The sequence below is a fragment of the Rhizobium sp. 1399 genome, from assembly GCF_031455475.1.
Classification (GTDB): Bacteria; Pseudomonadota; Alphaproteobacteria; order Rhizobiales; family Rhizobiaceae; genus Rhizobium.
On the sequence record NZ_JAVDSU010000001.1, the window covers coordinates 1,117,407 to 1,141,010 of the forward strand.

Consider the following 23,604-nt stretch of genomic DNA (forward strand, 5'->3'; position numbering starts at 1 on the left):
AAAACCGCTGCGCAGTTTCCTGGAATTGCTCCAGATGACGGGACCAGATCATGAGCCGCGAGACGCTGAAAACCCTTTTCCACCCCTTTGCCAGCGAAACCGTCGCGCCGCCAGGCGAAGGCGAGCGCGTGCTCTTCCTCGGCGCAGAGGCGGGCTTCGCCCTGCCTGAGGGCTTTGCCGCGTCCCTGGAGGCCGTACAGGGCTTCAAGCCGCTCTACAGGCAGCTTCTGGCGCAGCGCATCGAGGCGAAGCCGGAGATCGACGGTGAAGACTATGACGCAGCGCTAGTTCTATGCACCAAGCACAAGGGCGAAAACGAAGCCAATATCGCCGCTGCCCTTTCCCGCGTGAAGGCCGGTGGGCTGATCGTCGTCGCCGGCGGCAAGGAAGACGGCATCCAGCCGCTGCGCAAGCGTGTGGAAGGTTTCGGCCTCGATACCGAGCATATGCCGAAATATCATGGCGTCGCCTTCTGGTTCGGCCGGCCGGCCGATGTCAGCGAGATCGTTGCGAAGTTCGGCAAGTCGCCGGTTCGCGTCGACGGCCGCTTCATTGCCTCGCCCGGCATGTTCTCGCATGACCGGCTTGACGCCGGTTCGCAGCTTCTCGCCTCGCGCCTGCCGACCGATTTTACCGGCGATGCGGCCGATTTCGGCGCCGGCTGGGGCTATCTCTCCGCCGAACTTGCACAGAAGTCTCCTAACCTTGCCCGCCTTGACCTCTACGAGGCCAACTACGAGGCCCTGGAGGCCGCCAAGGCCAATCTGGCGGAGAACTGCCCGGACGCGCCTGTGCGCTTCTTCTGGCACGATCTGGCGGGCGAGCAGGTGCGAGACAAATACGATCTCGTCATCATGAACCCGCCCTTCCATGAGGGCCATGCGGCTGAGCCTTCACTCGGACAGGCAATGATCAAAACGGCGGCCTCTTCGCTGCGCGGCGGCGGGCGGCTGATGCTGGTGGCCAATCGCGGCCTGCCTTATGAGCCGGTGCTTGCGGAGCATTTCAAGGATAGCGGCGAAACCTGCCGCAATGCCCGCTTCAAAGTGTTGTGGGCACGTAAATAAAAAAGGCGGCCGATGGCCGCCTTTTCTTTTTAAGCCTTGTCCAGCCTTACTCGACGTCTGCCTTGCGCAGCGTCTCCAGTGTCGGCATGGAGGTGATGTTGTAGCCGGCATCCACGAAGTGGATTTCGCCCGTCACACCCATCGAGAGATCCGAAAGCAGGTACAGCGCGGAGCTGCCGACGTGATCGATGGTCACGGTCTTGCGCAGCGGTGCATTGCGCTGGTTCCACGACAGGATGGCACGGGCATCGGAAATGCCAGCGCCGGCGAGCGTGCGGATCGGGCCTGCCGAGATAGCGTTGACGCGGATGCCGCGCGGACCGTAATCGGCAGCCAGATAGCGCACGGAAGCTTCCAGAGCAGCCTTAGCGACGCCCATGACGTTGTAGTTCGGGATGACGCGCGTGGAGCCGTTATAGGTCAGCGTCAGCATGGTGCCGCCATCTTCCATCAGCGGCGCACAGCGCTTGGCGATTTCCGTGAAGGAGAAACAGGAGATGACCATAGTGCGGCTGAAGTTCTCGCGCGTCGTATCGGCGTAGAGGCCCTTCAGTTCATTCTTGTCGGAAAAGCCGATGGCATGGACGATGAAATCCAGCTTGCCCCAGCGCTCCTTGATCGTGTCGATGACCGTGTCGACCGAAGCGATGTCCTCGACATCGCAAGGCAGAAGAAAATCGGAATTGACTTCGGCTGCAAGCGGCTTGACGCGCTTGCCGAGCGCATCACCCTGGAAAGTGAAAGCCAGTTCCGCGCCCTGGGCAGCGAGCGCCTTCGAAATTCCCCAGGCGATAGAATGGTTGTTTGCGACGCCCATGATGAGGCCGCGCTTACCCTGCATAATTCCGGTCATTGTTATTATCCGTTGTAGCGCTGGAACACGAGCGTGGCGTTGGTGCCGCCGAAGCCGAAGGAATTGGAGAGGGCAATGTCGATCTTGGCATTGTCGATACGCTTGCGGACGATCGGCACGCCTTCGAATTCCGGATCGAGTTCCTTGATATGCGCGCTTTCGCCGATGAAGCCTTCCTGCATCATCAGCAGCGAATAGATCGATTCCTGCACACCGGCGGCACCGAGCGAATGGCCCGTGAGTGACTTGGTGGACTGGATGTGCGGCAGCTTCTCGCCGAAAACCGCACGGATCGCGCCTATTTCCTTGCTGTCGCCGACCGGCGTCGAGGTGCCGTGCGTGTTGATGTAATCGACATCACTCTTCACGGTCGCCAGCGCCTGACGCATGCAGCGGATAGCACCCTCGCCCGAGGGGGCGACCATGTCATAGCCATCGGAGGTTGCGCCGTAGCCAATGATTTCGGCATAGATCTTGGCGCCGCGCGCCTTGGCATGTTCCAGCTCCTCGAGGACGAGCACACCAGCGCCGCCGGCGATGACGAATCCGTCACGGCTGACGTCATAGGCGCGAGAAGCGGTATCCGGCGTGTCGTTGTACTTGGAGGACATGGCACCCATGGCGTCGAAGAGGTTCGACATGGTCCAGTCGAGATCTTCGTGGCCGCCGGCGAACATCATGTCCTGCTTGCCCCACTGGATCATTTCAACAGCATTGCCGATGCAGTGCGCTGACGTGGAGCAGGCAGATGAGATAGAATAGTTGACGCCGTGGATCTTGAACCAGGTGGCAAGCGTGGCGGATGCAGTGGACGACATGGCCTTCGGCACGGCGAAGGGGCCGATGCGCTTCGGGCTGTTATTCTTGACGGTGATCTCGGCTGCTTCGATGAGCGTGCGCGTGGATGGACCGCCGGAACCCATGATGATGCCGACGCGCTCGTTTTCGCTGTAGTCCTTGTCTTCCAGGCCGGAATCGGCGATCGCCTGCTTCATGGCGACATGGTTCCAGGCGCCGCCCTGCGAGAGGAAGCGCATGGCGCGACGATCGACCAGTTCGGCGAGCTTGTCGGCGCCGAGCTTGGGGCTGCCCCAGACCTGGCACTTGAAGCCGTGTTCGGCGAAATCGCTGGAGAAGGAAATACCGGACTTTGCCTGGCGCAGGGATTCGGTGACTTCGGCCGCGTCGTTTCCGATCGAAGACACGACACCTAGACCCGTGACAACTACCCGTCTCATCTGATCAAACCCTTGTTGTTTTCGTGAGCCGCTCGAAACGCGGTTTTCAGGCCGTCTTGTCTTTCGAGAGACCGACGCGAAGATCGGTCGCCTGATAAATGGTTTCGCCATCCGCCTTCAGCCAGCCATCGGCAGTGCCGAGCACCAGACGGCCGCGCATGACGCGCTTGAAGTCGATACCGTATTCAATCAGCTTCGTGTGCGGGCGGACCATGCCCTTGAACTTCACTTCGCCGGTCGAGAGCGCCATGCCGCGGCCCTGTTCCCCGAGCCAACCCAGATAGAAGCCGGTCAGCTGCCACATGCCGTCAAGGCCAAGGCAGCCGGGCATGATCGGGTTGCCTTCGAAATGGCAGGGGAAATACCAGTCGTCAGGGCGAACATCGTATTCGGCCCGCAGATAGCCCTTGTCGAAGGCGCCGCCCGTTTCAGAGATATCCGTGATGCGATGAACCATCAGCATAGGCGGCAAAGGCAGCTGCGCATTGCCAGGCCCGAACAGCTCGCCATGTGCGCAGGCGATAAGTTCTTCATACGAGTAGCTGGACTGTCTGGTCGTCATAAATCTCTGTTTCCCCCCGCGTTCTTGGCGATGGATGTGTGTCTTTAGTCCAAGTTCACTAGAAAATGAAGCGCAAGCATGGCGGCTTCATTTCTTCGTTCCGGACCGGGCCTGAGCCAGTATTTGGTGGTCGCATACAGGAAGGCCAAGGCCGCGACCAGACCTAATTGCGTCAAAAGCCCGTTTTTGCGGCCTTTCGAAGGCTCTTGTCCCCATTGAACTATTGAAAGGCTTTTGCGCAAAAGTTATATCGCTTTGAACAAACATGATTGCTTTTCGCCAGAATAACCGGAGTTGGTGTTAATGACGGGTGAAACCCCGATCGCCATTGAGGTCAGGCTGCGTAGCGCAGGCCTGCGTCCCACCCGCCAGCGCGTCGCGCTTGGCGACCTCCTGTTTGCCAAGGGCGACCGGCACTTGACCGTCGAGGAACTGCACGAGGAAGCAGTCACCGCTGGCGTGCCGGTTTCGCTCGCGACGGTCTACAACACGCTGCATCAGTTCACAGAAGCCGGCCTTATCCGCGTTCTCGCCGTCGAGAGTGCCAAAACCTATTTCGACACCAATGTCTCCGATCACCATCACTTTTTCGTCGAAGGCGAAAACGAGGTGCTCGATATTCCGATCAGCAATCTGACGATCGCCAATCTGCCGTTGCCGCCCGAGGGCATGGAAATCGCCCATGTCGACGTGGTGATCCGTCTGCGGCAGAAGCAGGGCTGACTTTTACATCACATCGTCAGGATGTCGGCCAGGCATGTGCTTGTAGGTCGGGAATGTCCAGCCGAACCACAGGGCGCCGCCGCGCACTGCGAAGGCTGCTGCGACACCACAAGCCGATGCGATATAGAGCTCGGCGCCAAGCGCATTGACGCCGGTAAAGACGCCCGATCCCACCAGGGCCGCCGTCACGTAAATTTCCGGGCGCAGCAGCACGGATGGTTCGTTTGCCAGGAGATCGCGCAGGATGCCGCCGAAGGTCGCCGTCAGGGCGCCAGTGACAATGGCGATCGTCGGCGAGCCGGTCGCGGCCAGCCCCTTGGCGGCGCCGAGCACGCAATAGGCGGCAAGACCGACCGCATCGAGCCAGATCAGCAGGCGATAGCGCGATTCCAGGAGATGGGCGGTAAAGAAGACGACGACACCCGCAATGCAGCAGATGACGATATAGAACGGGTTCAACACCCAGAAGACCGGCACGCGGCCGAGAATGATATCGCGCACGGTACCGCCGCCCGTCCCCGTCACGATCGCGAAAAACAGGAAGCCGATCAGGTCGAGCTGCTTGCGCGAGGCGGCCAGCGCGCCGGTTGCGGCAAAGAGGGCAATGCCGGCGTAATCGAGATAGACGAGCAATGACATCGAGGCCTCCAGACCGGCGGAACGAGGCACACTGAATCATTGCGGCAAGGGCGGCGCAAGGCGGCGCGTACAGAATGGAAGGCCAGAGAGCCTTTATCCATAAGAGGAAAGCCGTGAAGACGCTGTTGCCTGTACTCCTGAACATCGTTCTGCTGCTGGTCATGCCGGTCGCGGCTTTCGCACAGCAATCGCTGATCTCCGACCCGGAGATCTATGAGAAGAAGCATTTCCAGGAACAATGCACGGAAGCATCCTTCGGTGACGGTTTCCTCATCCGCCAGGATATCAACAATGACGGCCTCATGGACGTGGTCGTCAACGAGGGCGAACTCACCTGCGACGGCCAGAAGGGTCCGCAGTGCAACGAAGACGGCTGCACCTATAATTTTTATCTGCAGGTGGCCGAAGGCGGCTACTTCATGATCGCGACGGCGCAGATCTTTGGCTACGACTTCGTCCAGCGTTTCGGCAATATGGTGCTCGCCATGAAAATGAACCCGCGCTTCTGCGATCGCACCGGCGGCGACCCTTGCATCGTCACCACCCGCGTGCGGGGTACGAAATTCGTCACCATCTCCAAGAAATAAGCCTCAGATCGGAAAGAACGCCGAGGCGAGGCCGTACCGTTCGCGAAGAGTGGTCCCAGGTTCTCTGCGTTCAGGCTCGGCTGGGTGGTGACGGCGGTTATCTGGCACGCGCCGAATGCGGGCCGGAGGCTCCGATCTTTTGATTGAACCGACGCTGCAGTGGGCGCGGAATAAACAGGGCGACAATCGCCAGCGCCATCGCGAAAACGGAGACCAGCCACAGCGCCTGCGCGCCCACAAGACGCGTCATGAGGGCCCCGCTGATGGCACCGAGCACCATGCCGCCCCATGGCACGATCTGGATGGTCCAGTCGAGGCGCCGGTCGCCAATGATCCAGCGGCCTATGCCGCGACCGAAACGCGACAGCGCGCCGGTCACATAGGTCAGGCCGATCGGCAGCCCCTCTATATGCTCGACCGCTGCATTCACCATGCCCATTGCGAGAACGATCGTATAGAAACGTGTCATCAACAGATCCTGCAGCGTCATCATAGAGGCTAGTGCCAGCATGAGGCTGACGCAGCAGAGCACGACGAAGATGCGCCGCTCCGCGCGATGCGCAACGACAATGCCGGCGGCATTGCCGAGCACGAAGACGATGATGGCCGACACAAGCACGGCGGCATGCCTGACATCGCCGCTGCTCAGCGCCAATGCCGCCCGCGTCGTATTGCCGGTCATGAAGGATACGAAGTCCCCGGTCAGAAGCAGGCCGGTCGCATCCGTCATTCCCGCAAGGAAGGAAATCGAGCCAACCAGCGCCAGTCCGGTCGCGGTCCTGCGGGTTCTGATGATGCGGCGGCGTCTTGCTCGTGTCATGGGTTCGGGTCCGGGAAGCGCCGAATCGGCTGGCGTCGACGCAGGATATAAGAACCTGATTTCAGCCGTCAGCAAAACTGGCAACCAGACAGCTTTTGACAAATGTCAGTTATGCTGACCTGAAGTGCTTACTGAACTGCATTTGGAGAGATTTGGTGGAGCTAAGCGGGATCGAACCGCTGACCTCTTGCATGCCATGCAAGCGCTCTCCCAGCTGAGCTATAGCCCCATCAGGGTGGTCCGGCTTGCGCCGGTCCTGGGATACTCCGAAGGCGATCCCTTTGGAGTGGCGGCTTATTACTTGCGGTTTTCGCAGATGGCAAGCCTAAAAAATCCGGCCCGGGAAATTTTTGTCATCCGGGCCGGTATTCGTTCGCTCAGACTTCGTCTTCGTCGCCGGTGACGCCGATGATATCGCTCATGTCGTCATCTTCGTCATCTTCATCGGCTTCGAGGAAGGTATCGTCGTCATCGCCTTCGATTTCGACATCGTCATCGCCGATATCGGGGATATCGTCGCCGGAAGCACTGTCATCGGCGTCTTCGAGCGAAACCAGTTCGACTTCGGTGTTTTCGGTATCGACTTCTGCAACCTCGTCCTCATCCTGAACTTCAGCAATTGCCGAGGTTTCTTCGAAGAAGGACAGGGGGTAGGATTTACCGGTGTAGGGGGAGACGATCGGGTCCCGGTTCAAGTCGTAGAACTTCTTGCCGGTTTCCGGATCGGTGCGCTTGGTTCCAAGTTCCGCTTTCGCCACTATAAGCCTCGTGAGAATGGCCGAATGCGAGATTCGGCAAATGCCGTCAAACCGGCGTTCTATTCGGAATTTATAAGCCGGTCCCCTTAATCGCTACGGCTTCCCATGTCAAAGCCAAACTGCAGAAGGTACTTCAGGCTTTTGCCCGGCATTCCGGATGACCGCTCGGCAAGTTTGTGCTAACCAGCCGCGATTGCAGCAATGCCGACCGGAAAAACATGCCGGCACCGAGCTGTGAGTGGCGCGAATATATTGCCTTTGCAAGGGATTAACCCATGTCGCAGGGTTCCGCATCGAAGCCGGCCGTCGCCCGCAGATCCTCCGGGCTTTCCGGAATCATCCGTATTCCCGGCGACAAGTCGATCTCGCATCGCGTGCTGATACTCGGCGGACTGGCATCGGGGGAAACGCGCGTTACCGGGCTTCTCGAAGGTGAGGATGTGCTCAATACCGGCAAGGCAATGCAGGTTATGGGCGCCGTGATCCGCAAGGAGGGCGACGCGTGGATCATCAACGGAACAGGCAACGGCGCATTGCTTGCACCGGAGGTTCCGCTCGATTTTGGCAATTCCGGCACCGGCGCGCGCCTGACCATGGGCCTTGCAGGCGTCTATGATTTCGATACCGTCTTTACCGGTGACGCCTCGCTTTCCCGGCGGCCGATGGGCCGCGTGCTCGATCCGTTGCGCCGCATGGGCGTGCAGGTGAAGGCGGTGGAGGGCGACCGCCTGCCCGTCATGCTGCGCGGGCCGGAAACGCCGGCTCCGATCCGCTACACCCTGCCCGTCGCCTCGGCGCAGGTGAAATCGGCGGTGCTGCTGGCCGGTCTCAATGTACCGGGTGTGACGACGGTTATCGAGCCGGCGATCACGCGTGACCATACCGAAAAGATGCTGGCTGGCTTCGGCGCGGAACTGTCAATCAAGACCGACAGGGACGGCACGCGGACGATCCGGCTGCAAGGCCGCGGCAAGCTGACCGGCCAGACGATCGACGTGCCTGGCGACCCCTCCTCCGCCGCGTTCCCGCTGGTGGCGGCTTTGCTGGTGCCGGGCTCGGACGTCACCATTTCCAATGTGCTGATGAGCCCGACGCGGACGGGACTGATCCTGACGCTGCAGGAGATGGGCGCCGATATCGAGATCCTCGATCCGCGGCTTGCGGGCGGCGAAGATGTCGCGGACCTGCGCGTGCGCCACTCCGAGTTGACCGGTGTCACCGTTCCGACAGATCGGGCACCGTCGATGATCGATGAATATCCGGTTCTTGCCGTTGCCGCCGCCTTTGCCAAGGGCCGAACGGTGATGAACGGCCTGCAGGAACTGCGGGTCAAGGAGTCGGACCGGCTCTCGACTGTGGCGGAAGGGCTGAAGCTCAACGGGGTCGAATGCGAAGAAGGCAAGGACTGGCTTTCCGTCACCGGCCGGCCGGATGGCAAGGGGCTCGGCAATGCTGCCGGCGAGCAGGTCATCACGCATCTCGACCATCGTATCGCCATGAGCTTCCTTGTCATGGGGCTGGCTTCGGAGCATCCTGTCGGTATCGACGACAGCAGTATGATTGCAACCAGCTTTCCGCAGTTCATGGATCTGATGAAGAGCCTCGGGGCGAAGATCGAGCAGGCCTGATATGTACCAGCCACCACATTTCCGCGAAGACGATCTCAATGTGCAGCATGCGCTGATCCGTGCGCATCCGCTTGGCCTGCTGATCACGGCGGCGGCTTCCGGGCTGATCGCCAATTCCGTGCCCTTCCATCTCGACGCCGGCGCATCAGAGAAGGGAACGCTGCGGCTGCATCTGGCGCGGGCAAATGGGCAGTGGCGGGACATTGCTGCAGGTGCGCCGGTGCTTGCCGTCTTCCAGGGCGCGGATTCCTATGTCACACCGTCTTGGTACCAGACCAAGGCCGAGACCGGCAAAGTGGTGCCGACCTGGAACTATGCGATCGTGCAGGCACGCGGACTGGCACGGGTGATCGAGGATGCTGGCTGGCTGCTTGCGCAGATCAATGCAATTACCGGCGAACATGAGGGCCAGCGTGAGAAACCATGGTCGGTCGGCGATGCGCCAGAGGAATTTATCCGTGCGCAGCTCAAGGGCATTATCGGCGTCGAAATCGAAATCGCCGAGATCGAAGGCAAATGGAAGGTGAGCCAGAACCGGCCGGTCGCCGACCGTTGCAAAGGGCCTCGACGAGATGGCAGAGCAAGCCGAAATGCAGGAACTGGTACGCCGTTACGGCGGCCTCGGCACGGAATGACTTCATGACCGGCAGCTTCATCATCGCCATTGACGGCCCTGCCGCGGCAGGCAAGGGCACGCTTTCGCGCAGGATCGCGGAGCAGTACGGCTTTCACCATCTCGACACCGGCCTCACCTACCGGGCGACCGCCAAGGCGCTGATCGATGCCGGGCTCCCGCTCAATGACGAGACGGTCGCTGAAAAGATGGCGCTCGAGGTTGAACTCGCGGGTCTCGATCGCGATATATTGTCGAGACATGAGATTGGCGAAGCCGCCTCGAAAATTGCGGTGATGCCGGCGGTTCGCCGGGCGCTCGTTGAGGCGCAGCGGCGGTTTTCCGAGAAGCTGCCGGGGACAGTTCTCGACGGGCGCGATATTGGCACCGTCGTCTGCCCCGCGGCACCTGTGAAGCTCTATGTGACGGCGTCGCCAGAAGTGCGCGCAACACGCCGTTACGACGAGATCATCAGCAAGGGCGGCGTAGCGGATTTCGAGGCGATTTTCGAAGACGTCAAGCGACGCGACGATCGCGACATGAACAGGGCGGACAGCCCGATGAAACCGGCAGTCGATGCGCACTTGCTTGACACGTCGGAAATGAGTATAGAGGCCGCGTTTCAAGCCGCTAAGTCGTTTATCGACGTCGCCTTGAGCCGAAATGCCTAATCAAGCGGTTTTCCGCGCTTCGTGCGCGGGACGCTCATGCGAAAGCAAGCCTGAAATTCCGTCCACGCGCCGGATTGCCTTCTTGAAAGAAGGCGGACTGGGTTCAGGCCCATTCAACTCGAACCAACCGGCGCATACGTGAGCCTTGAAGCTATCGAAGGCCACGCAGGAGATTTTATGTCAGTAGCTACTCCCTCTCGCGAGGATTTCGCGGCCCTTCTCGAAGAGTCCTTTGCCAAGAACGATCTGGCTGAAGGCTATGTTACCAAGGGTATCGTCACGGGCATCGAAAAGGATGTCGCCGTTGTTGACGTTGGCCTGAAGGTCGAAGGCCGCATCGCGCTCAAGGAATTCGGCGCACGTGCCAAGGACGGTTCGCTGAAGGTCGGCGACGAAGTCGAAGTATACGTCGAGCGCATCGAAAACGCGCTTGGCGAAGCTGTTCTGTCGCGCGAGAAGGCTCGCCGCGAAGAAAGCTGGATCAAGCTCGAAGCCAAGTTCGAAGCTGGCGAGCGCGTCGAAGGCGTTATCTTCAACCAGGTCAAGGGTGGCTTCACGGTCGACCTCGACGGTGCGATCGCCTTCCTTCCGCGTTCTCAGGTCGACATCCGTCCGATCCGCGACGTTACGCCCCTCATGCACAACCCGCAGCCCTTCGAAATCCTCAAGATGGACAAGCGCCGCGGCAACATCGTGGTTTCGCGCCGTACGGTTCTGGAAGAATCCCGTGCCGAGCAGCGTTCTGAAATCGTTCAGAACCTCGAAGAAGGCCAGGTTGTTGACGGCGTCGTCAAGAACATCACCGATTACGGTGCGTTCGTTGACCTCGGCGGCATCGACGGCCTGCTGCACGTCACCGACATGGCATGGCGCCGTGTGAACCATCCGTCGGAAATCCTGAACATCGGCCAGCAGGTCAAGGTTCAGATCATCCGCATCAACCAGGAAACCCACCGTATCTCGCTTGGCATGAAGCAGCTCGAGTCCGATCCGTGGGATGGCATCCAGGCCAAGTATCCGGAAGGCAAGAAGATTTCCGGTACCGTTACGAACATCACCGACTACGGTGCGTTCGTCGAGCTGGAGCCGGGCATTGAAGGCCTGATCCACATCTCGGAAATGTCCTGGACCAAGAAGAACGTTCACCCCGGCAAGATCCTGTCCACGAGCCAGGAAGTCGAAGTCGTCGTTCTCGAAGTCGATCCGTCCAAGCGCCGTATTTCGCTCGGCCTCAAGCAGACGCTGGAAAACCCGTGGGCAGCATTCGCCCGCAGCCATCCGGCCGGCACTGAAGTCGAAGGCGAAGTCAAGAACAAGACCGAATTCGGCCTGTTCATCGGCCTCGACGGCGATGTCGACGGCATGGTTCACCTCTCTGACCTCGACTGGAACCGTCCGGGCGAACAGGTCATCGAGGAGTTCAACAAGGGCGACGTCGTCAAGGCAGTCGTTCTCGACGTCGACGTCGAGAAGGAACGCATCTCGCTCGGCATCAAGCAGCTCGGCAAGGATGCAGTCGGCGAAGCAGCAGCTTCCGGCGACCTGCGCAAGAATGCAGTCGTTTCCTGCGAAGTCATCGCGATCAACGACGGCGGTATCGAAGTGAAGCTCGTCAACCACGAGGACATCACTTCCTTCATCCGTCGCGCCGACCTCGCCCGCGACCGCGACGAGCAGCGTCCTGAGCGCTTCTCGGTCGGCCAGACCGTCGACGCCCGCGTTACCAACTTCTCCAAGAAGGACCGCAAGATCATGCTGTCCATCAAGGCTCTGGAAATCGCGGAAGAGAAGGAAGCTGTTGCTCAGTTCGGTTCGTCCGACTCGGGCGCTTCGCTCGGCGACATCCTCGGCGCGGCTCTGAAGAACCGCGGCGGCGAATAATCCTTCGCTGATCCATTGAAATGAAGAACCCGCCGGAGCGATCCGGCGGGTTCTTTCGTTTTGGGAGATTGTCTAGGGCTCTTTGTACCCACGCAATTCCGGACGCAAAACCGCTGCACACTTTTGCTGGAATTGTTCCGGATTATTCCCAGCCGACCATGCGCTGGTAGAGGGCATAGACCGGGTCGGTGACCGTTGCCGGAGCAGTAGACGGATCGGGATCAAACATTTTCGGCTGGCGCCGCTCCTCCCGCGGGGCTTCCTCCCCGCCGGCCTGCTGCTCGTCGCCGCCCTGACCGGATTGCGGCTGCTGTTGCTGCTGATCCTGCGAGCCGCCGTTTTCGTGATGGCGACGAGGGGGTTCATCGGCCTTGGTCGCCTTATATTCATCGCGGGCGAACTGGTAAGGCGTTTGCGCGTAGGGAAGCCCTTCCGGCATGCGGGCTGCGAGCGGAACATAGGAAGGCGTCTCGACAACCGGGATGGGAACCGGCTGCGGCTGTGCGGCGATTTCTCTGACGGGACGCGCCGTCTGGGCAGCCGCAGCGATTTCTGCCTGAGATGGGCGAGAAGCCTGCGCGACCTGGGCAGATGCAGGCTCGACCACATCTTCCGGGGTTGTGCGAACCAGGCTCTCCGTCGCCTCGCTGATGACGGCCTCGTCCAGCATAGCATCGATTTCGACGGCGGCTTCGACAGGCGTATCCGTCAACAGGACAGTTGCCTCCTGCGCGCGGATGATCGTTGCGATCATCTGCGAAACCTCTTCGGTCATGGAGCTTGCGATGCCGGTCCAGTTGCGCGGAATAACCGGATCAGCCTTTGCGGAGATTGTCTGCTGTTCGAGAGCGGGTTCGGCCTGTTCCGGCTCAACCACTTCCTGGTCTACCGGTGCAGCCTGGACTTCTTCTGTCTCTCTCAGCGTGGTCACCTGCGATGAAGCTTCATGCGCTGCTGTCGCAGGCTGATTTCCAGTCTGCTGTTCCTTGGCAGTTAGATCGGTCGCCACGACAACAGCCGCTTCGGCCGGAACGATTTCTTCGGCAGCAGGCATCGCTACATTTTCAGCCGTTTTTGCTGCGGACTGACGTGCAGTGGGCAGGTTTTCTCCCTGAAGCTTGATTTCCGGCCGCGGGTCGGTGCGCGGCAGCGGCGCGGCATCGTTCTGGCGATAAGAGCGGACAACGGCGCGGGCTGCGAGATCCCTGTCCTTGTAGCTGATAATCTCGAGATAGGCGATGACACGGGTGGCCTCCGGCCCGGTCGGGTCCTTGAGGGCTGCGGCGATCATTCTCAACGGCAGGCTATGTCCGTCATCGGAAAGCTGGTGCTCGACCGCATCGATCTCGGCGTCGGGCATGCGACGGATGGCATCAGCGACACGGGCGGCAAAGGCCTGATCGGATTCACCTTCACCACGCTGCAGCGCGATGGTGCGTCCCGTAGCATTGATGATGTCGAGAAGCGCTTCAATCATGCGCTGGCGCGCGGCGATGAGCAGAATATTGAGCTTGCCGGCAATCGCGGCATTGAGGTCTGCTGCTTCAACTGCATTCACCGGGGTGGGGGCGACCACCGAACGGCCGAGGCCACCGGCAACGATCGCCGCCGTCTGACCCTGAGAAGAAAGGCTTGCATTGGACGCCGAACGAATGGGAGACAACACAGGCACGCTCCTTTCGCAAAGTGGCTATGAAAGCAGGTCGTACAACGAGACCGCGCTCATCCGGCCCCTTGCATCCCGGCAGATCCTCCTGTCCGCATCGGCGTATTTCGCGCCGTCGAATGCATAAAAATTAAGAATAATGTTACTGAAAATACCTTAACGAATAGCTAACAGCCGCAGACGCCCAATCTGCGGCCGTGCCTGCATGTCCGATAAAAACCCGATGTCAGCTGTGGGCGAAGATATCCGCCTCTTCCCAGCCGAGAAGATCAAGCTTGGCGCGCGTCGGCAGGAATTCGAAACAGGCCGTCGCATGTTCCAGGCGGCCGTCGCGAATCAGGCGCTCGTTCAGCTTGTCGCGCAACGCATGCAGGTAGAGCACGTCGGAGGCGGCATATTCGAGCTGCGCCTGCGAGAGTGTTTCGGCAGCCCAATCGGAAGATTGCTGCGTCTTGGAGATATCGACGTCGAGCATTTCCTTGAGATTATCCTTCAGGCCGTGGCGATCCGTGTAGGTGCGCGTGAGGCGCGAGGCGATCTTCGTGCAGAAGACCGGCGTCGCGGTGACGCCGAACGTATGGAAGAGCACGGCGATATCGAAGCGGCCGTAATGGAATATCTTCTGGCGCGACGGATCGGCAAGCAGCGCGGTAAGGTTCGGCGCTTCCTTCTGGCCGGCCGCAATGCGGATCACATCGGCAGAGCCGTCACCCGGCGAAAGCTGCACGACGCAGAGGCGGTCCCGGCGCGGCACGAGGCCCAGCGTTTCGGTATCGATCGCGATCGCGCCGGTGTAACGGGCGGCATCCGCCGCGGAAATATCGCCCTGATGATAACGGATGGTGGCCGCCATGGGATGTCTCTCGTTCAGCTTCGTCTTTCCGGGCTATATCGCAAAGGGCGAAAGCGCGAAACCGCTTTCCTGCTGCAGGCAGCCCGCAGACACCGCCGAGCACAGCTCGGCGGCATGGCCGCTCAGTAGTGCGGCGGCTTGGTGATCGCCGGCGCTTCCAGCGATTGCTCCTCGAGACTCAGAAAGCGCTCGGTCAATCGGTCAAGCTTGGCGCGCGTCTGCTCCATGACCTTCCATTGTTCGGCAAGCTGATCGGAAAGCTCATCGATCGTCTTAGCCTGATGGGCCAGCATTTCTTCGAGCCTTGTAATGCGGGCTGCCTCGTCGGACATCGGTTTTCTCCCCTGATATCAGGTGGCATTCCAAAGCCGAAATAGGCGGGGGCGTCAATGGTTTCGAGCCCCCATAAAAACGATTCCGAAAGTGGACCGTCTGGTTACCAAAAGCCCTTGCCGCGTCTAATGATGTGGGGTAGGCCGTTATCCATCAGGGAGGAAAACTGATGGATGTAAGCAATGGCTTTCTTCATCCGGACCGGCTCTTTCCCGCCGATCCGGCAACGCGGACAATAGCGCGCGATCTCTATGAGACGGTGCGCGCTCTTCCGATCGTCAGCCCGCACGGGCACACCGAACCGTCCTGGTTCGCTGACGACAAGGCCTTCGAAGACGCCTCTTCGCTGCTTGTCATTCCCGATCATTATCTCTTCCGCATGTTACACAGCGCCGGCACCAAGCTTGACCAGCTCGGTGTACCGCGTCTCGACGGCAAAATGGTTTCGAGCGGCCGCGATATCTGGCGTGCTTTCGCCGCCAAATACCATCTTTTCCGCGGAACCCCGTCGAGCCTTTGGGTCGATCATGCCATGTCAGCCGTGCTCGGCTGCACCGAGCCACTGACGACTGATAACGCAGATGCGCTCTACGACCACATCAATGCGCAGCTCAAGCTTCCGGAGTTCCGGCCGCGGGCACTGCATCAGCGTTTCGGCATCGAAACAATTGCCACGACCGAAGGCGCGCTCGATCCGCTGCCGCATCACCAGAAGATGGCGGCGGACGGTTGGATCGGCAAAGTACGCACGACCTACCGGCCTGACGGCGTCACCGATCCCGATGCCGTTGGTTTCCGCGACAATCTGATCAAGTTCGGAGAGATCACCGGCTGCGACATCACCAAATGGGATGGCCTCATCGAGGCACATCGCAAGCGGCGCGCCTATTTCCGCCAGTTCGGAGCGACGGCGACCGACCACGGCGTGCCGACCGCCTTTACCGCCGATCTACCGCTTGCCGAGAAGCAAGCGCTGCTCGACAAGGCGCTGAAGGGGCCGCTTTCAGCCGCCGATGCGGAACTTTTCCGCGGGCAGATGATGACGGAAATGGCCGGTCTTTCTGCCGAAGACGGCATGGTGATGCAGATCCATGCCGGTTCGCGCCGCAATACCGACCGCGAGCTTTTCGAGACGCGTGGACCGAATATGGGCGCCGATATTCCGACGCGTACCGACTGGGTTGGCGGCCTCAACGCGCTGCTGTCGAAATACGGCCATGCACCAGGCCTGCGCATCCTGCTCTTCACGCTCGACGAGACGACCTATGCCCGGGAGCTCGCGCCGATGGCCGGCCATTGGGCCTGCCTGATGATCGGCCCGCCTTGGTGGTTCCACGACAGCCCGCTTGGCATCCGCCGTTACCTCGACCAGGTGGTGGAGACGGCTGGCTTTGCCAATCTCGCCGGCTTCAATGACGATACGCGTGCACTGCTGTCGATCCCCGCCCGCCATGATGTCTGGCGCCGCGAGATCTGCCGTTTCCTGGCACAGCTCGCCGTCGAGCACCGGATTTCCAGGAAAGAAGCCGAGATCGTCGCGCGCGAACTTTCCTATGACAATGCGAAGAAGGCCTACAAGCTGTGAGCGACAAACTGCAGAACGTGACCGGCCTTGCGCCGACAGCGAAGCTTCCTGCCTATGACCGGAATGCGCTGAAGGCCGGCATCCTGCATCTTGGCCCCGGCGCCTTCTTCCGTGCGCATTTCGCGCCTTTCACGGATGGCGCTCTGGCTGCTGCCGGCGGTGACTGGGGCATCGAAGTGGCGAGCCTGCGCACCCCCGATGTCGCGGATAATCTGTCCGCCCAGAACGGGCTCTATACGGTGCTGATCCGCGACACCTCGGGCACGACGGCCCACGTCGTCGGCTCGATCCTTAGGGCGCATGTGGCGCCGCGCGATCCGGCGGGCCTTCTGGCACGACTCGAAGACCCTGATATCCGCATCGTCAGCATGACAGTGACGGAAAAGGCCTATGGTTTCGATCCGGCAACCGGAGGGCTCGACCTCAAGCATCCCGATATCGTCGCCGACCTCGCCAACCGGCATGCGCCGCGCGGTGTCATCGGCTATCTCGTCGAGGGTCTGGCACGGCGCCGGCAGAAGGGCATAACACCCTTTACGCCGCTTAGCTGCGACAACCTGCCGAGCAACGGCGCGGTGCTTAAGCGTCTGGTGCTGGAATTCACTGCCCGCATCGATCCGGAACTGCATGGCTGGATCGAGGCGAACGTGCCCTTTCCTTCGACGATGGTCGACCGTATCACGCCGGCAAGCACCGATGCGACCTATGCCGATGCCAAGCGGCTGACGGGCCGCACGGACATGGCAGCAATCGAGACGGAACCCTTTACCCAATGGGTGATCGAGGACCATTTCGTCAACGGTCGTCCGGCCTGGGAGAAGGTTCACGGCGCGCTGATGGTCGAGGAAGTCTCGGCCTATGAAAAGATGAAGTTGCGCATGTTGAACGGCGCGCATTCGCTGCTCGCCTATCTTGGCTATACAGCAGGCTATGAATTCATCCGCGACGTCATGGATGATGCAGGACTTTCAGCACTTGCGCGCAGGCACATGAATGCGGCAGCGGCAACGCTGGATCCGGTTCCCGGCATCGATCTCGACACCTATGCGGACGAATTGATAGCGCGCTTTGCAAACAAGGCGATCGCCCACCGCACCTATCAGATCGCCATGGACGGCACGCAGAAACTGCCGCAGCGTCTGCTGGAACCAGCAACGGAAGCGCTTGCCAAGGGCAACAAGGCGGAGACCTATGCAATCGCCGTCGCCGCCTGGATGCGCTATGCTATCGGCATCGATCGCAATGGCGAACGCTACGAACTGCGTGACCCACGGGCGGGAGAGATTGCAGCACTTCTCGACGGTGTGCCGCGCAATGGCGGAGCGGTTTCGGCAGCTCTGTTCGGCCTGCCAGGCTTGTTCCCGAAGGCGCTTACCGGGAATGTCGCCTGGACGGAAGATGTGGCGAACAAGCTGGAGATCCTGATCCAGGACAACAGGCTGCCGCTATATTGAAGGGTTAGCGAAACTTCCTCATCCCTATACGTGCCACAGGGATGAGGAAACATCCGGGGAATTTCCCCCCCGTCACAAGCGTTCTAGGCCCTTATCCTCTGCATCTCGGGGTCATAGAGTGGTTTCAGGCTAACCTTGCAGGACACGCGCTCGCGGGCGACATCCAGTTCATAAGTGCCGGAGAGGACAAAATCCTCCGTTACACCATCAGGGTTACGGACATAGCCGTAACCGATCGGCCTGCCGAGGGTGTAGCCGAAGCCGCCGCTGGAGAGCCAGCCGACACGCTTACCGTCACGATAGATGGTTTCGCGGCCGAGCAGAACGATATCGGGATCGTCAGGCACGAAGCAGGCGAGCATCTTCTTCACACCGCCTTCGAGCTGGCGCTCGATCGCCTCGCGCCCCTTGAAGGGCGTGTTCTTCCGCATCTTCACAGCCCAGCCGAGACCGGCTTCAATAGGCGTGTGGTCGGGGCCGATATCGGAGCCCCAGGCGCGGTAACCCTTTTCCAGGCGGCAGCTTTCAATGGCACGGTAACCGGCATTGACGAGGCCGAACTGCCCGTCCGCCGCCATCAGCGCATCATAGACGGTCGTCGCATATTCAATCGGCACATGCAGTTCGTAGCCGAGCTCGCCGACATAGGTGATGCGCAGAGCCCGCACGGGGCAACCGGCAATGCCGATGGTCCTGACGCGGCTGAAGGGGAAGGCAGCGTTGGAGACGTCGCTGGTCGTGACCTTTTCCAGGATGACACGGGAATTCGGCCCCATCAGCGACAGTACGGTGTAGGCCGAGGTGACATCGACGAGTTCGGCGTGAAGGCCATCCGGAATGTTGCGCGAGATCCAGTCGAAATCATGCGTGGCAAAGCCGGTGCCGGTGACGATGTAATATTCGTTCTCGGCGATGCGGGCGCAGGTGACGTCGCATTCAATGCCGCCCTTGTCGTTCAGCATCTGCGTGTAAATCAGCGATCCCTCGGGCTTTGCCACATCGTTGGCGGCAATCCATGACAATGCTGCTTCTGCATCCCTGCCCTTCAGCACGAATTTGGCGAAGGAGGTCTGGTCGAAGATGACCGCTGCCTCGCGCACGGCCTTGTGCTCGCGGCCAACGGCATCAAACCAGTTCTGGCGGCCGTAGGTATAGATATCCTTCGGCTCTTCATTGGCGAAGAGATCGGCAAACCAGTTCGGCCGCTCCCAGCCGAGCTTTTCGCCGAAGCAGGCGCCCTGCGCCTTCAACCGTTCATAAAGCGGAGACTTGCGGCAAGGGCGGCCGCTCGAGTATTCCTCGAAGGGGAAGGCCAGCGTGTAGTGTTTGCCATAGGCCTCCAGCGTTCTCGTGCGAACCCAGTCCGTATCGAAATGCGGGCGGCCGAATCGGCGGATATCGACCGGCCAGAGGTCGTAGGGCGGCTCGCCCTTCGTCACCCATTCGGCAAGCGCCATGCCGGCACCACCGGCCGAGGCGATACCGAAAGCGTTGAAGCCGGCGCCGACGAAGAAATTCTTCAACTCCGGTGCCTCGCCGAGAATGAAGTTGCCGTCGGGCGTAAAACTCTCAGGCCCGTTCAGAAGCTGCTTGATACCAGCATTTTCGAGCGCCGGGACGCGGCCGAGAGCCTGCTCCATGATCTGCTCGAAATGATCGAAATTGCTGTCGAGCAGCGTGTAGTGGAAACCATCAGGGATGCCGTCCAGCGCCCAGCCGATGGGGTTCGGCTCGTAACCGCCCATGACCATGCCGCCGACCTCCTCCTTGTAATAGGTGAGGCGATCAGGATCGCGCAGGGTCGGAAGATTGGAGGGCACGCCGAAGGATTCGGTGATGATATATTGATGCTCGACGGAGACGAGCGGGACATTGACGCCGAAGCGGGCGGCGAAACTGCGGGTCCATTGGCCAGCGCAGACCACGACCCGTTCGCATTCGATGCGGCCTTGTCCGGTGATGACGGCGCGGATCCTGCCCCTGTCGATTTCGAGATCGAGAACTTCAGTGTCGTCGAAGATAGAGACGCCGGCCATGCGGGCGCCTTTTGCCAGCGCCTGAGTGATGTCGGAGGGATTGGCCTGACCATCCGTCGGCAGATACGCGGCGCCGACGAGATCGTCTGTCGTCATCAGCGGCCAGAGATCGAAAGCTTCCTGCGGGTTCAGGAGATGCATTTCTAGGCCGAAGGACTGAGCCGTGGTCGCCTGACGCTTGACCTCCGTCCAGCGCTCCTCGTTACAGGCAAGCCGCAGGCCGCCATTCATCTTCCAGCCGGTGCCGAGACCTGTCTCGGCTTCGAGCTTCTTATAGAGATCGACGGAATATCCCAGAAGCTGGGTGATGTTGGCGCTGGTGCGCAATTGGCCGACGAGGCCGGCGGCGTGGAATGTCGTGCCTGACGTCAGCTTCTTGCGCTCAAGGAGCACCGTATCGGTCCAGCCGAGCTTGGCCAGATGATAGGCGGTCGAGCAGCCGATGATGCCGCCGCCGATGACCACGGCCTTTGCCGTCTTCGGTAATTCCTTCGTCATTCAATGATCCTGTTCAAATGCCCGATAGGCGCGCTCGAAGCGGGCGAGATTTTCGGCGGTATAGGCAGCGTAGTCGAAATCGATGGTGGAATGGATCTCGGAGATCATACTCCAGAGCGTCTCGCGCAGCAGCGAGGCGCATTTCATGGCCCGATAGCGGCGGCTGAGATCATCCGTCAGCGGTCGATCGAAATAAGTCTCCAGCATGAGGCGCTCCGCCTCGCCCGAAAACTCGCTGTTGGAGGCAAGACCACCGAGATCGAAGAGCGGCGTGTTGAAGCCCGCATAATCCCAATCGATCAGCCAGAGCCGCCGGCCATCGTCGAGGAAATTAGTGGCCAGAAGATCATTGTGGCCGAAGGCGATTTCGAAGGGACCTGCCGCCGCCTCGAGACGCTCCGCCTTCTCAAGCAGGGCGTTCAGCAACGGCACATACGGACTGTTTGCGGCCCTCAGGTTCGCGACATAATCCCGGATTACATGGAAGACCCAGAAGATCATCGCCTGACCACGGAAATGGCGGGCCATGTCGTGATGGCAGGCACGGATCAACAGAATGACACGAGCAAGCGTTTCCGGCTTGCGGATGCCCTCGGGTGACAGCGGTGCGGCATCGATGAAGTCGAGAACCAGCACACCTGGCACGTGATGGATAACGGCAGGCGAGATGCCGGCCGCATGGGCGGCTCGGCTCGCCGCAAGCTCGTTCTGCCTGCTGATATGATGGACCGGAATATCATCGCCCAGACGGACGACGCGCCGCAGCGCGCCATCCCTCACCAGGTAATTCCGGTTGGTGAGGCCGCCGGTGATCGGGGCTATGTCGATCGGGCCTTGCCAGATGCCAAGCGCATGAATCCTCTCTTCAGGCGTCACGCGTATCCCCCTCTTAGCCCTCAATGAAATGATGGGCTTGAGAGGGATCGGCTGTCAAGCCGGGCTGATTTAGATCGTCTTGCCGGCATCATCAAAGACATGACACCGCGCCGGATCGAAGGAGGCCTTCACATTGGTGCCGCGTTCGACCTTTTGCTGGCCATCGAGTGCGATGGTGAGCGGCTGATTGTCCGGCGTCGTGGCGTATAGCATCGTGGCACCGCCGAGATTTTCGACCAGATCTACATTGACGGTCGAAAGGACGGCGCCGCCCTCCGCCAAGGAAAGATGCTCGGGGCGGATGCCGAAGGTGACGTTCTGGCCAGCCTGACCGGCAAGCCTGCGACCGAGCTGAATGGAATTGCCGCAGACATTGACCGTCGAGCCAGTGTCTGTGACGCTCTCGATCTTTGCACTCAGGAAATTCATCTTCGGGCTACCGATAAAGCCGGCGACGAAGCGGTTGGCGGGGTTGTTGTACAGGTCGAGCGGGGCGCCAACCTGTTCGATGCGGCCGGAATTCAGGACGACGATCTTGTCGGCCATCGTCATGGCCTCCACCTGATCGTGGGTGACATAGATCATCGTGTTGCCGAGGCTGCGGTGCAGGCGGGAAATCTCCACGCGCATCTGCACGCGCAGTTCGGCATCAAGGTTGGACAGCGGCTCGTCGAAGAGGAAGATGCGCGGCTCGCGCACGATGGCGCGCCCGATCGCCACGCGCTGGCGCTGGCCGCCTGATAGTGCCTTCGGCTTGCGCTCGAGCAGCTTCTCGATCTGCAGGATCTGCGCGGCACGGCGCACCTTCGGTTCGATCTCGGCCTTCTTGTAGCCCGCGGTTTCCAGGCCGAAGGCGAGGTTCTTGTAAACCGACATGTGCGGATAAAGAGCGTAGGACTGGAAGACCATGGCGATGCCGCGCTTGGCGGGCGTCACTTCGTTCATGCGCTCATTGTCGAGCAGCAGCGCGCCGCCGGAGATTTCCTCAAGGCCGGCGATCATGCGCAGCAGCGTGGACTTGCCGCAGCCCGAAGGGCCGACGAAGACGGCGAATTCGCCGGGATCGATCGTCAGGTCGATGCCGTGAATGACGTCGAGCTGGCCATAACGCTTCTCGACCTTCTGAAGAACGACACTCGTTGCCATGTTCCGAAATCCCCTCTTATTTGGTTCTTGCACGCCAGTCGGCGTATTTCGGGCTGTCAGGACCGATCGGCAGGGCGACATCGGCGCCGCTATCGGAGGATTGATAGATGGCAGTGACCAGCTCCAGCGCGCGCCTTGCATCCGCGCTCGTCACCGGAAGCGGTCCTTTGCCCATCAGATAATCGTGGAAGCGCAGCATCTGCGTGTTGAAGCGCAGCGGCACGGGCTGCCAGTCGGCGATGACAGCATCGATCTCCGCCTGTACTTCATCGTCGGCAGCGATGATCTGCCAGGGATCCTGGCCGGGCGCATAGGCCTCATGATTGCTTTCGAAGGTGATGTTTTCGAAATGAAGCCTGAGCCGGCTGATTTCGTTCTGCGAACCGAGCGTGCAGGACAGCGAGACGAAGGCGCCGTTCTGCATCTGCAGGCTGACGGAGGCGCAATCTTCCACCTCGATCTCGTTGACACGGGTTGCCACGCGGCCGAACACGCGGGTTGCCGGGCCGGCGAGATAAAAGAGCATGTCGTGCAGATGGAGCGCATGGGTGACGAGTACGCCACCGAGTTCGGTTTCCCATTTGCCGCGCCAGGGCACGGCATAATATTCCGGCTTGCGGCGCCAGAAGGTCTCGACCGAGCCCATGTAGAACTTGCCGGCGAGACCGCCATCGATGATGCGCTTGGCCTTCTCGACGCCATCGCCATAGCGATACTGGAAGATCGGCATCAGTGTGCCTTTGGCAGTCTTTTCTGCCGCGATGATTTCGTCGGCACTGGCGAGCGAGCCGGTGAGCGGCTTTTCACAGACCACATGCTTGCCGGCGGCCAGGGCGGCTATGACCTGCTCCTTATGGATGCCGGGCGGCGTGCAGATATCGATGATGTCGATGCTGTCATCGGCAAGCAGTTCATCGAAGGAGGTCATGCGCCGTTCGATGCCGAATTCGTTGCCGACCGTCTTCAGGCGCTCCTCGTTCAGGTCGCAGATCGCCACGACCTTGAACTTGTCCGGATGCGGCAGATAACCCTCGACGATGTGAGAGCGGCCGATACCGCAGCCGATGATAGCGACTGTCTTGATGCTCATGTCATTCTTCCCTGTCTTGCTTTCCTG

Annotated in this window: 21 protein-coding genes, 1 tRNA gene and 1 pseudogene; 9 read left to right on the forward strand and 14 right to left on the reverse strand. The window is 60.5% G+C overall.

Annotation, left to right across the window (positions count from 1 at the left end):
- Window positions 1-50 precede the first annotated feature (50 nt).
- Window positions 51-1,067 carry a class I SAM-dependent methyltransferase gene (locus J2X71_RS05780; RefSeq protein ID WP_310379925.1) on the forward strand — a complete coding sequence of 339 codons (1,017 nt, stop codon included), beginning with the start codon at window positions 51-53 and terminating at the stop codon, window positions 1,065-1,067.
- 46 nt (window positions 1,068-1,113) lie between these two features.
- Here the strand turns inward: J2X71_RS05780 and fabI are convergent, their stop codons facing one another.
- From fabI to fabA, 3 genes are read right to left on the reverse strand one after another with little or no spacing between them, the layout of a single operon-like run.
- A complete protein-coding gene (gene fabI, locus J2X71_RS05785; protein ID WP_310379927.1) occupies window positions 1,114-1,920 on the reverse strand; it encodes an enoyl-ACP reductase FabI in 807 nt (268 codons plus the stop codon).
- Window positions 1,921-1,925: 5 nt separating this feature from the next.
- A complete protein-coding gene (fabB, locus tag J2X71_RS05790; RefSeq protein WP_310379928.1) occupies window positions 1,926-3,158 on the reverse strand; it encodes a beta-ketoacyl-ACP synthase I in 1,233 nt (410 codons plus the stop codon).
- A gap of 46 nt (window positions 3,159-3,204) precedes the next feature.
- On the reverse strand, window positions 3,205-3,720 hold the full coding sequence (gene fabA / locus J2X71_RS05795; RefSeq protein ID WP_007814145.1) for a 3-hydroxyacyl-[acyl-carrier-protein] dehydratase FabA: 516 nt from the start codon (window positions 3,718-3,720) through the stop codon (window positions 3,205-3,207).
- A gap of 303 nt (window positions 3,721-4,023) precedes the next feature.
- Between fabA and irrA the strand changes: the two genes are divergently transcribed.
- Complete coding sequence (irrA, locus tag J2X71_RS05800; protein ID WP_310379931.1) at window positions 4,024-4,443, forward strand: iron response transcriptional regulator IrrA; 420 nt, start codon at window positions 4,024-4,026, stop codon at window positions 4,441-4,443.
- A gap of 3 nt (window positions 4,444-4,446) precedes the next feature.
- Here the strand turns inward: irrA and J2X71_RS05805 are convergent, their stop codons facing one another.
- Complete coding sequence (locus tag J2X71_RS05805) at window positions 4,447-5,082, reverse strand: trimeric intracellular cation channel family protein (RefSeq protein ID WP_007814141.1); 636 nt, start codon at window positions 5,080-5,082, stop codon at window positions 4,447-4,449.
- Window positions 5,083-5,195: 113 nt separating this feature from the next.
- Here J2X71_RS05805 and J2X71_RS05810 point away from each other — a divergent pair, with 113 nt between their 5' ends.
- Window positions 5,196-5,669, forward strand: coding sequence for a hypothetical protein (locus tag J2X71_RS05810; protein ID WP_113320580.1), 474 nt, complete (start codon window positions 5,196-5,198; stop codon window positions 5,667-5,669).
- Between the two features lie 97 nt (window positions 5,670-5,766).
- Here J2X71_RS05810 and J2X71_RS05815 read toward each other — a convergent pair whose 3' ends face one another.
- The 3 genes from J2X71_RS05815 to J2X71_RS05825 all read right to left on the reverse strand — a co-directional run bounded on the left by J2X71_RS05815 (window position 5,767) and on the right by J2X71_RS05825 (window position 7,247).
- Window positions 5,767-6,489, reverse strand: coding sequence for a YoaK family protein (locus J2X71_RS05815; RefSeq protein ID WP_310379935.1), 723 nt, complete (start codon window positions 6,487-6,489; stop codon window positions 5,767-5,769).
- 153 nt (window positions 6,490-6,642) lie between these two features.
- Window positions 6,643-6,718 (reverse strand) — tRNA-Ala (locus tag J2X71_RS05820).
- Between the two features lie 148 nt (window positions 6,719-6,866).
- The gene (locus J2X71_RS05825; protein ID WP_007814134.1) at window positions 6,867-7,247 is read right to left on the reverse strand and encodes a TIGR02300 family protein; all 381 of its coding nucleotides are present in this window, start codon (window positions 7,245-7,247) and stop codon (window positions 6,867-6,869) included.
- Window positions 7,248-7,522: 275 nt separating this feature from the next.
- Between J2X71_RS05825 and aroA the strand changes: the two genes are divergently transcribed.
- The 4 genes and pseudogenes from aroA to rpsA all read left to right on the forward strand — a co-directional run bounded on the left by aroA (window position 7,523) and on the right by rpsA (window position 12,040).
- A complete protein-coding gene (gene aroA, locus J2X71_RS05830; RefSeq protein WP_310379938.1) occupies window positions 7,523-8,875 on the forward strand; it encodes a 3-phosphoshikimate 1-carboxyvinyltransferase in 1,353 nt (450 codons plus the stop codon).
- Between the two features lies 1 nt (window position 8,876).
- Window positions 8,877-9,510, forward strand: a pseudogene (locus J2X71_RS05835) (FMN-binding negative transcriptional regulator).
- A gap of 4 nt (window positions 9,511-9,514) precedes the next feature.
- Window positions 9,515-10,159, forward strand: coding sequence for a (d)CMP kinase (cmk, locus tag J2X71_RS05840; RefSeq protein WP_310379940.1), 645 nt, complete (start codon window positions 9,515-9,517; stop codon window positions 10,157-10,159).
- 177 nt (window positions 10,160-10,336) lie between these two features.
- A complete protein-coding gene (gene rpsA / locus J2X71_RS05845) occupies window positions 10,337-12,040 on the forward strand; it encodes a 30S ribosomal protein S1 (RefSeq protein WP_037100373.1) in 1,704 nt (567 codons plus the stop codon).
- A gap of 142 nt (window positions 12,041-12,182) precedes the next feature.
- Here rpsA and J2X71_RS05850 read toward each other — a convergent pair whose 3' ends face one another.
- The 3 genes from J2X71_RS05850 to J2X71_RS05860 form a co-directional block, all read right to left on the reverse strand.
- Window positions 12,183-13,706 (reverse strand): hypothetical protein, encoded by a 1,524-nt coding sequence (locus J2X71_RS05850; protein WP_310379944.1) that lies wholly within the window; start codon window positions 13,704-13,706, stop codon window positions 12,183-12,185.
- A 226-nt stretch (window positions 13,707-13,932) separates the two neighbouring features.
- Window positions 13,933-14,559, reverse strand: a complete 627-nt coding sequence (locus tag J2X71_RS05855) for a ribonuclease D (protein ID WP_310379946.1) — start codon at window positions 14,557-14,559, stop codon at window positions 13,933-13,935.
- Window positions 14,560-14,681: 122 nt separating this feature from the next.
- On the reverse strand, window positions 14,682-14,891 hold the full coding sequence (locus J2X71_RS05860; RefSeq protein ID WP_007814119.1) for a SlyX family protein: 210 nt from the start codon (window positions 14,889-14,891) through the stop codon (window positions 14,682-14,684).
- 170 nt (window positions 14,892-15,061) lie between these two features.
- Here J2X71_RS05860 and uxaC point away from each other — a divergent pair, with 170 nt between their 5' ends.
- Window positions 15,062-16,477, forward strand: a complete 1,416-nt coding sequence (gene uxaC / locus J2X71_RS05865) for a glucuronate isomerase (protein ID WP_310379949.1) — start codon at window positions 15,062-15,064, stop codon at window positions 16,475-16,477.
- Complete coding sequence (locus J2X71_RS05870) at window positions 16,474-17,931, forward strand: mannitol dehydrogenase family protein (protein WP_310379951.1); 1,458 nt, start codon at window positions 16,474-16,476, stop codon at window positions 17,929-17,931. The genes uxaC and J2X71_RS05870 overlap by 4 nt, the downstream gene beginning before the upstream one ends.
- A gap of 83 nt (window positions 17,932-18,014) precedes the next feature.
- Here the strand turns inward: J2X71_RS05870 and J2X71_RS05875 are convergent, their stop codons facing one another.
- From J2X71_RS05875 to J2X71_RS05890, 4 genes are all read right to left on the reverse strand, one after another.
- Window positions 18,015-20,465: an FAD-dependent oxidoreductase gene (locus J2X71_RS05875; protein ID WP_310379953.1), complete on the reverse strand. Its 2,451-nt coding sequence runs from the start codon at window positions 20,463-20,465 to the stop codon at window positions 18,015-18,017.
- Window positions 20,466-21,341 (reverse strand): phosphotransferase, encoded by an 876-nt coding sequence (locus tag J2X71_RS05880; RefSeq protein WP_310379955.1) that lies wholly within the window; start codon window positions 21,339-21,341, stop codon window positions 20,466-20,468.
- Between the two features lie 69 nt (window positions 21,342-21,410).
- On the reverse strand, window positions 21,411-22,487 hold the full coding sequence (locus tag J2X71_RS05885; protein WP_310379957.1) for a sn-glycerol-3-phosphate ABC transporter ATP-binding protein UgpC: 1,077 nt from the start codon (window positions 22,485-22,487) through the stop codon (window positions 21,411-21,413).
- 16 nt (window positions 22,488-22,503) lie between these two features.
- The gene (locus J2X71_RS05890; RefSeq protein ID WP_310379959.1) at window positions 22,504-23,577 is read right to left on the reverse strand and encodes a Gfo/Idh/MocA family oxidoreductase; all 1,074 of its coding nucleotides are present in this window, start codon (window positions 23,575-23,577) and stop codon (window positions 22,504-22,506) included.
- Window positions 23,578-23,604 lie beyond the last annotated feature (27 nt).

Coding starts and splice junctions, on each gene's coding strand:
- fabA (WP_007814145.1), bottom strand. CDS start 3,720: ATGACGACCAGACAGTCCAGCTACTCGTATGAAGAACTTATCGCCTGC.
- J2X71_RS05860 (WP_007814119.1), bottom strand. CDS start 14,891: ATGTCCGACGAGGCAGCCCGCATTACAAGGCTCGAAGAAATGCTGGCC.
- J2X71_RS05805 (WP_007814141.1), bottom strand. CDS start 5,082: ATGTCATTGCTCGTCTATCTCGATTACGCCGGCATTGCCCTCTTTGCC.
- uxaC (WP_310379949.1), top strand. CDS start 15,062: ATGGATGTAAGCAATGGCTTTCTTCATCCGGACCGGCTCTTTCCCGCC.
- fabB (WP_310379928.1), bottom strand. CDS start 3,158: ATGAGACGGGTAGTTGTCACGGGTCTAGGTGTCGTGTCTTCGATCGGA.
- J2X71_RS05815 (WP_310379935.1), bottom strand. CDS start 6,489: ATGACACGAGCAAGACGCCGCCGCATCATCAGAACCCGCAGGACCGCG.
- irrA (WP_310379931.1), top strand. CDS start 4,024: ATGACGGGTGAAACCCCGATCGCCATTGAGGTCAGGCTGCGTAGCGCA.
- J2X71_RS05780 (WP_310379925.1), top strand. CDS start 51: ATGAGCCGCGAGACGCTGAAAACCCTTTTCCACCCCTTTGCCAGCGAA.
- fabI (WP_310379927.1), bottom strand. CDS start 1,920: ATGACCGGAATTATGCAGGGTAAGCGCGGCCTCATCATGGGCGTCGCA.
- J2X71_RS05855 (WP_310379946.1), bottom strand. CDS start 14,559: ATGGCGGCCACCATCCGTTATCATCAGGGCGATATTTCCGCGGCGGAT.
- J2X71_RS05875 (WP_310379953.1), bottom strand. CDS start 20,465: ATGACGAAGGAATTACCGAAGACGGCAAAGGCCGTGGTCATCGGCGGC.
- rpsA (WP_037100373.1), top strand. CDS start 10,337: ATGTCAGTAGCTACTCCCTCTCGCGAGGATTTCGCGGCCCTTCTCGAA.
- J2X71_RS05885 (WP_310379957.1), bottom strand. CDS start 22,487: ATGGCAACGAGTGTCGTTCTTCAGAAGGTCGAGAAGCGTTATGGCCAG.
- J2X71_RS05890 (WP_310379959.1), bottom strand. CDS start 23,577: ATGAGCATCAAGACAGTCGCTATCATCGGCTGCGGTATCGGCCGCTCT.
- aroA (WP_310379938.1), top strand. CDS start 7,523: ATGTCGCAGGGTTCCGCATCGAAGCCGGCCGTCGCCCGCAGATCCTCC.
- cmk (WP_310379940.1), top strand. CDS start 9,515: ATGACCGGCAGCTTCATCATCGCCATTGACGGCCCTGCCGCGGCAGGC.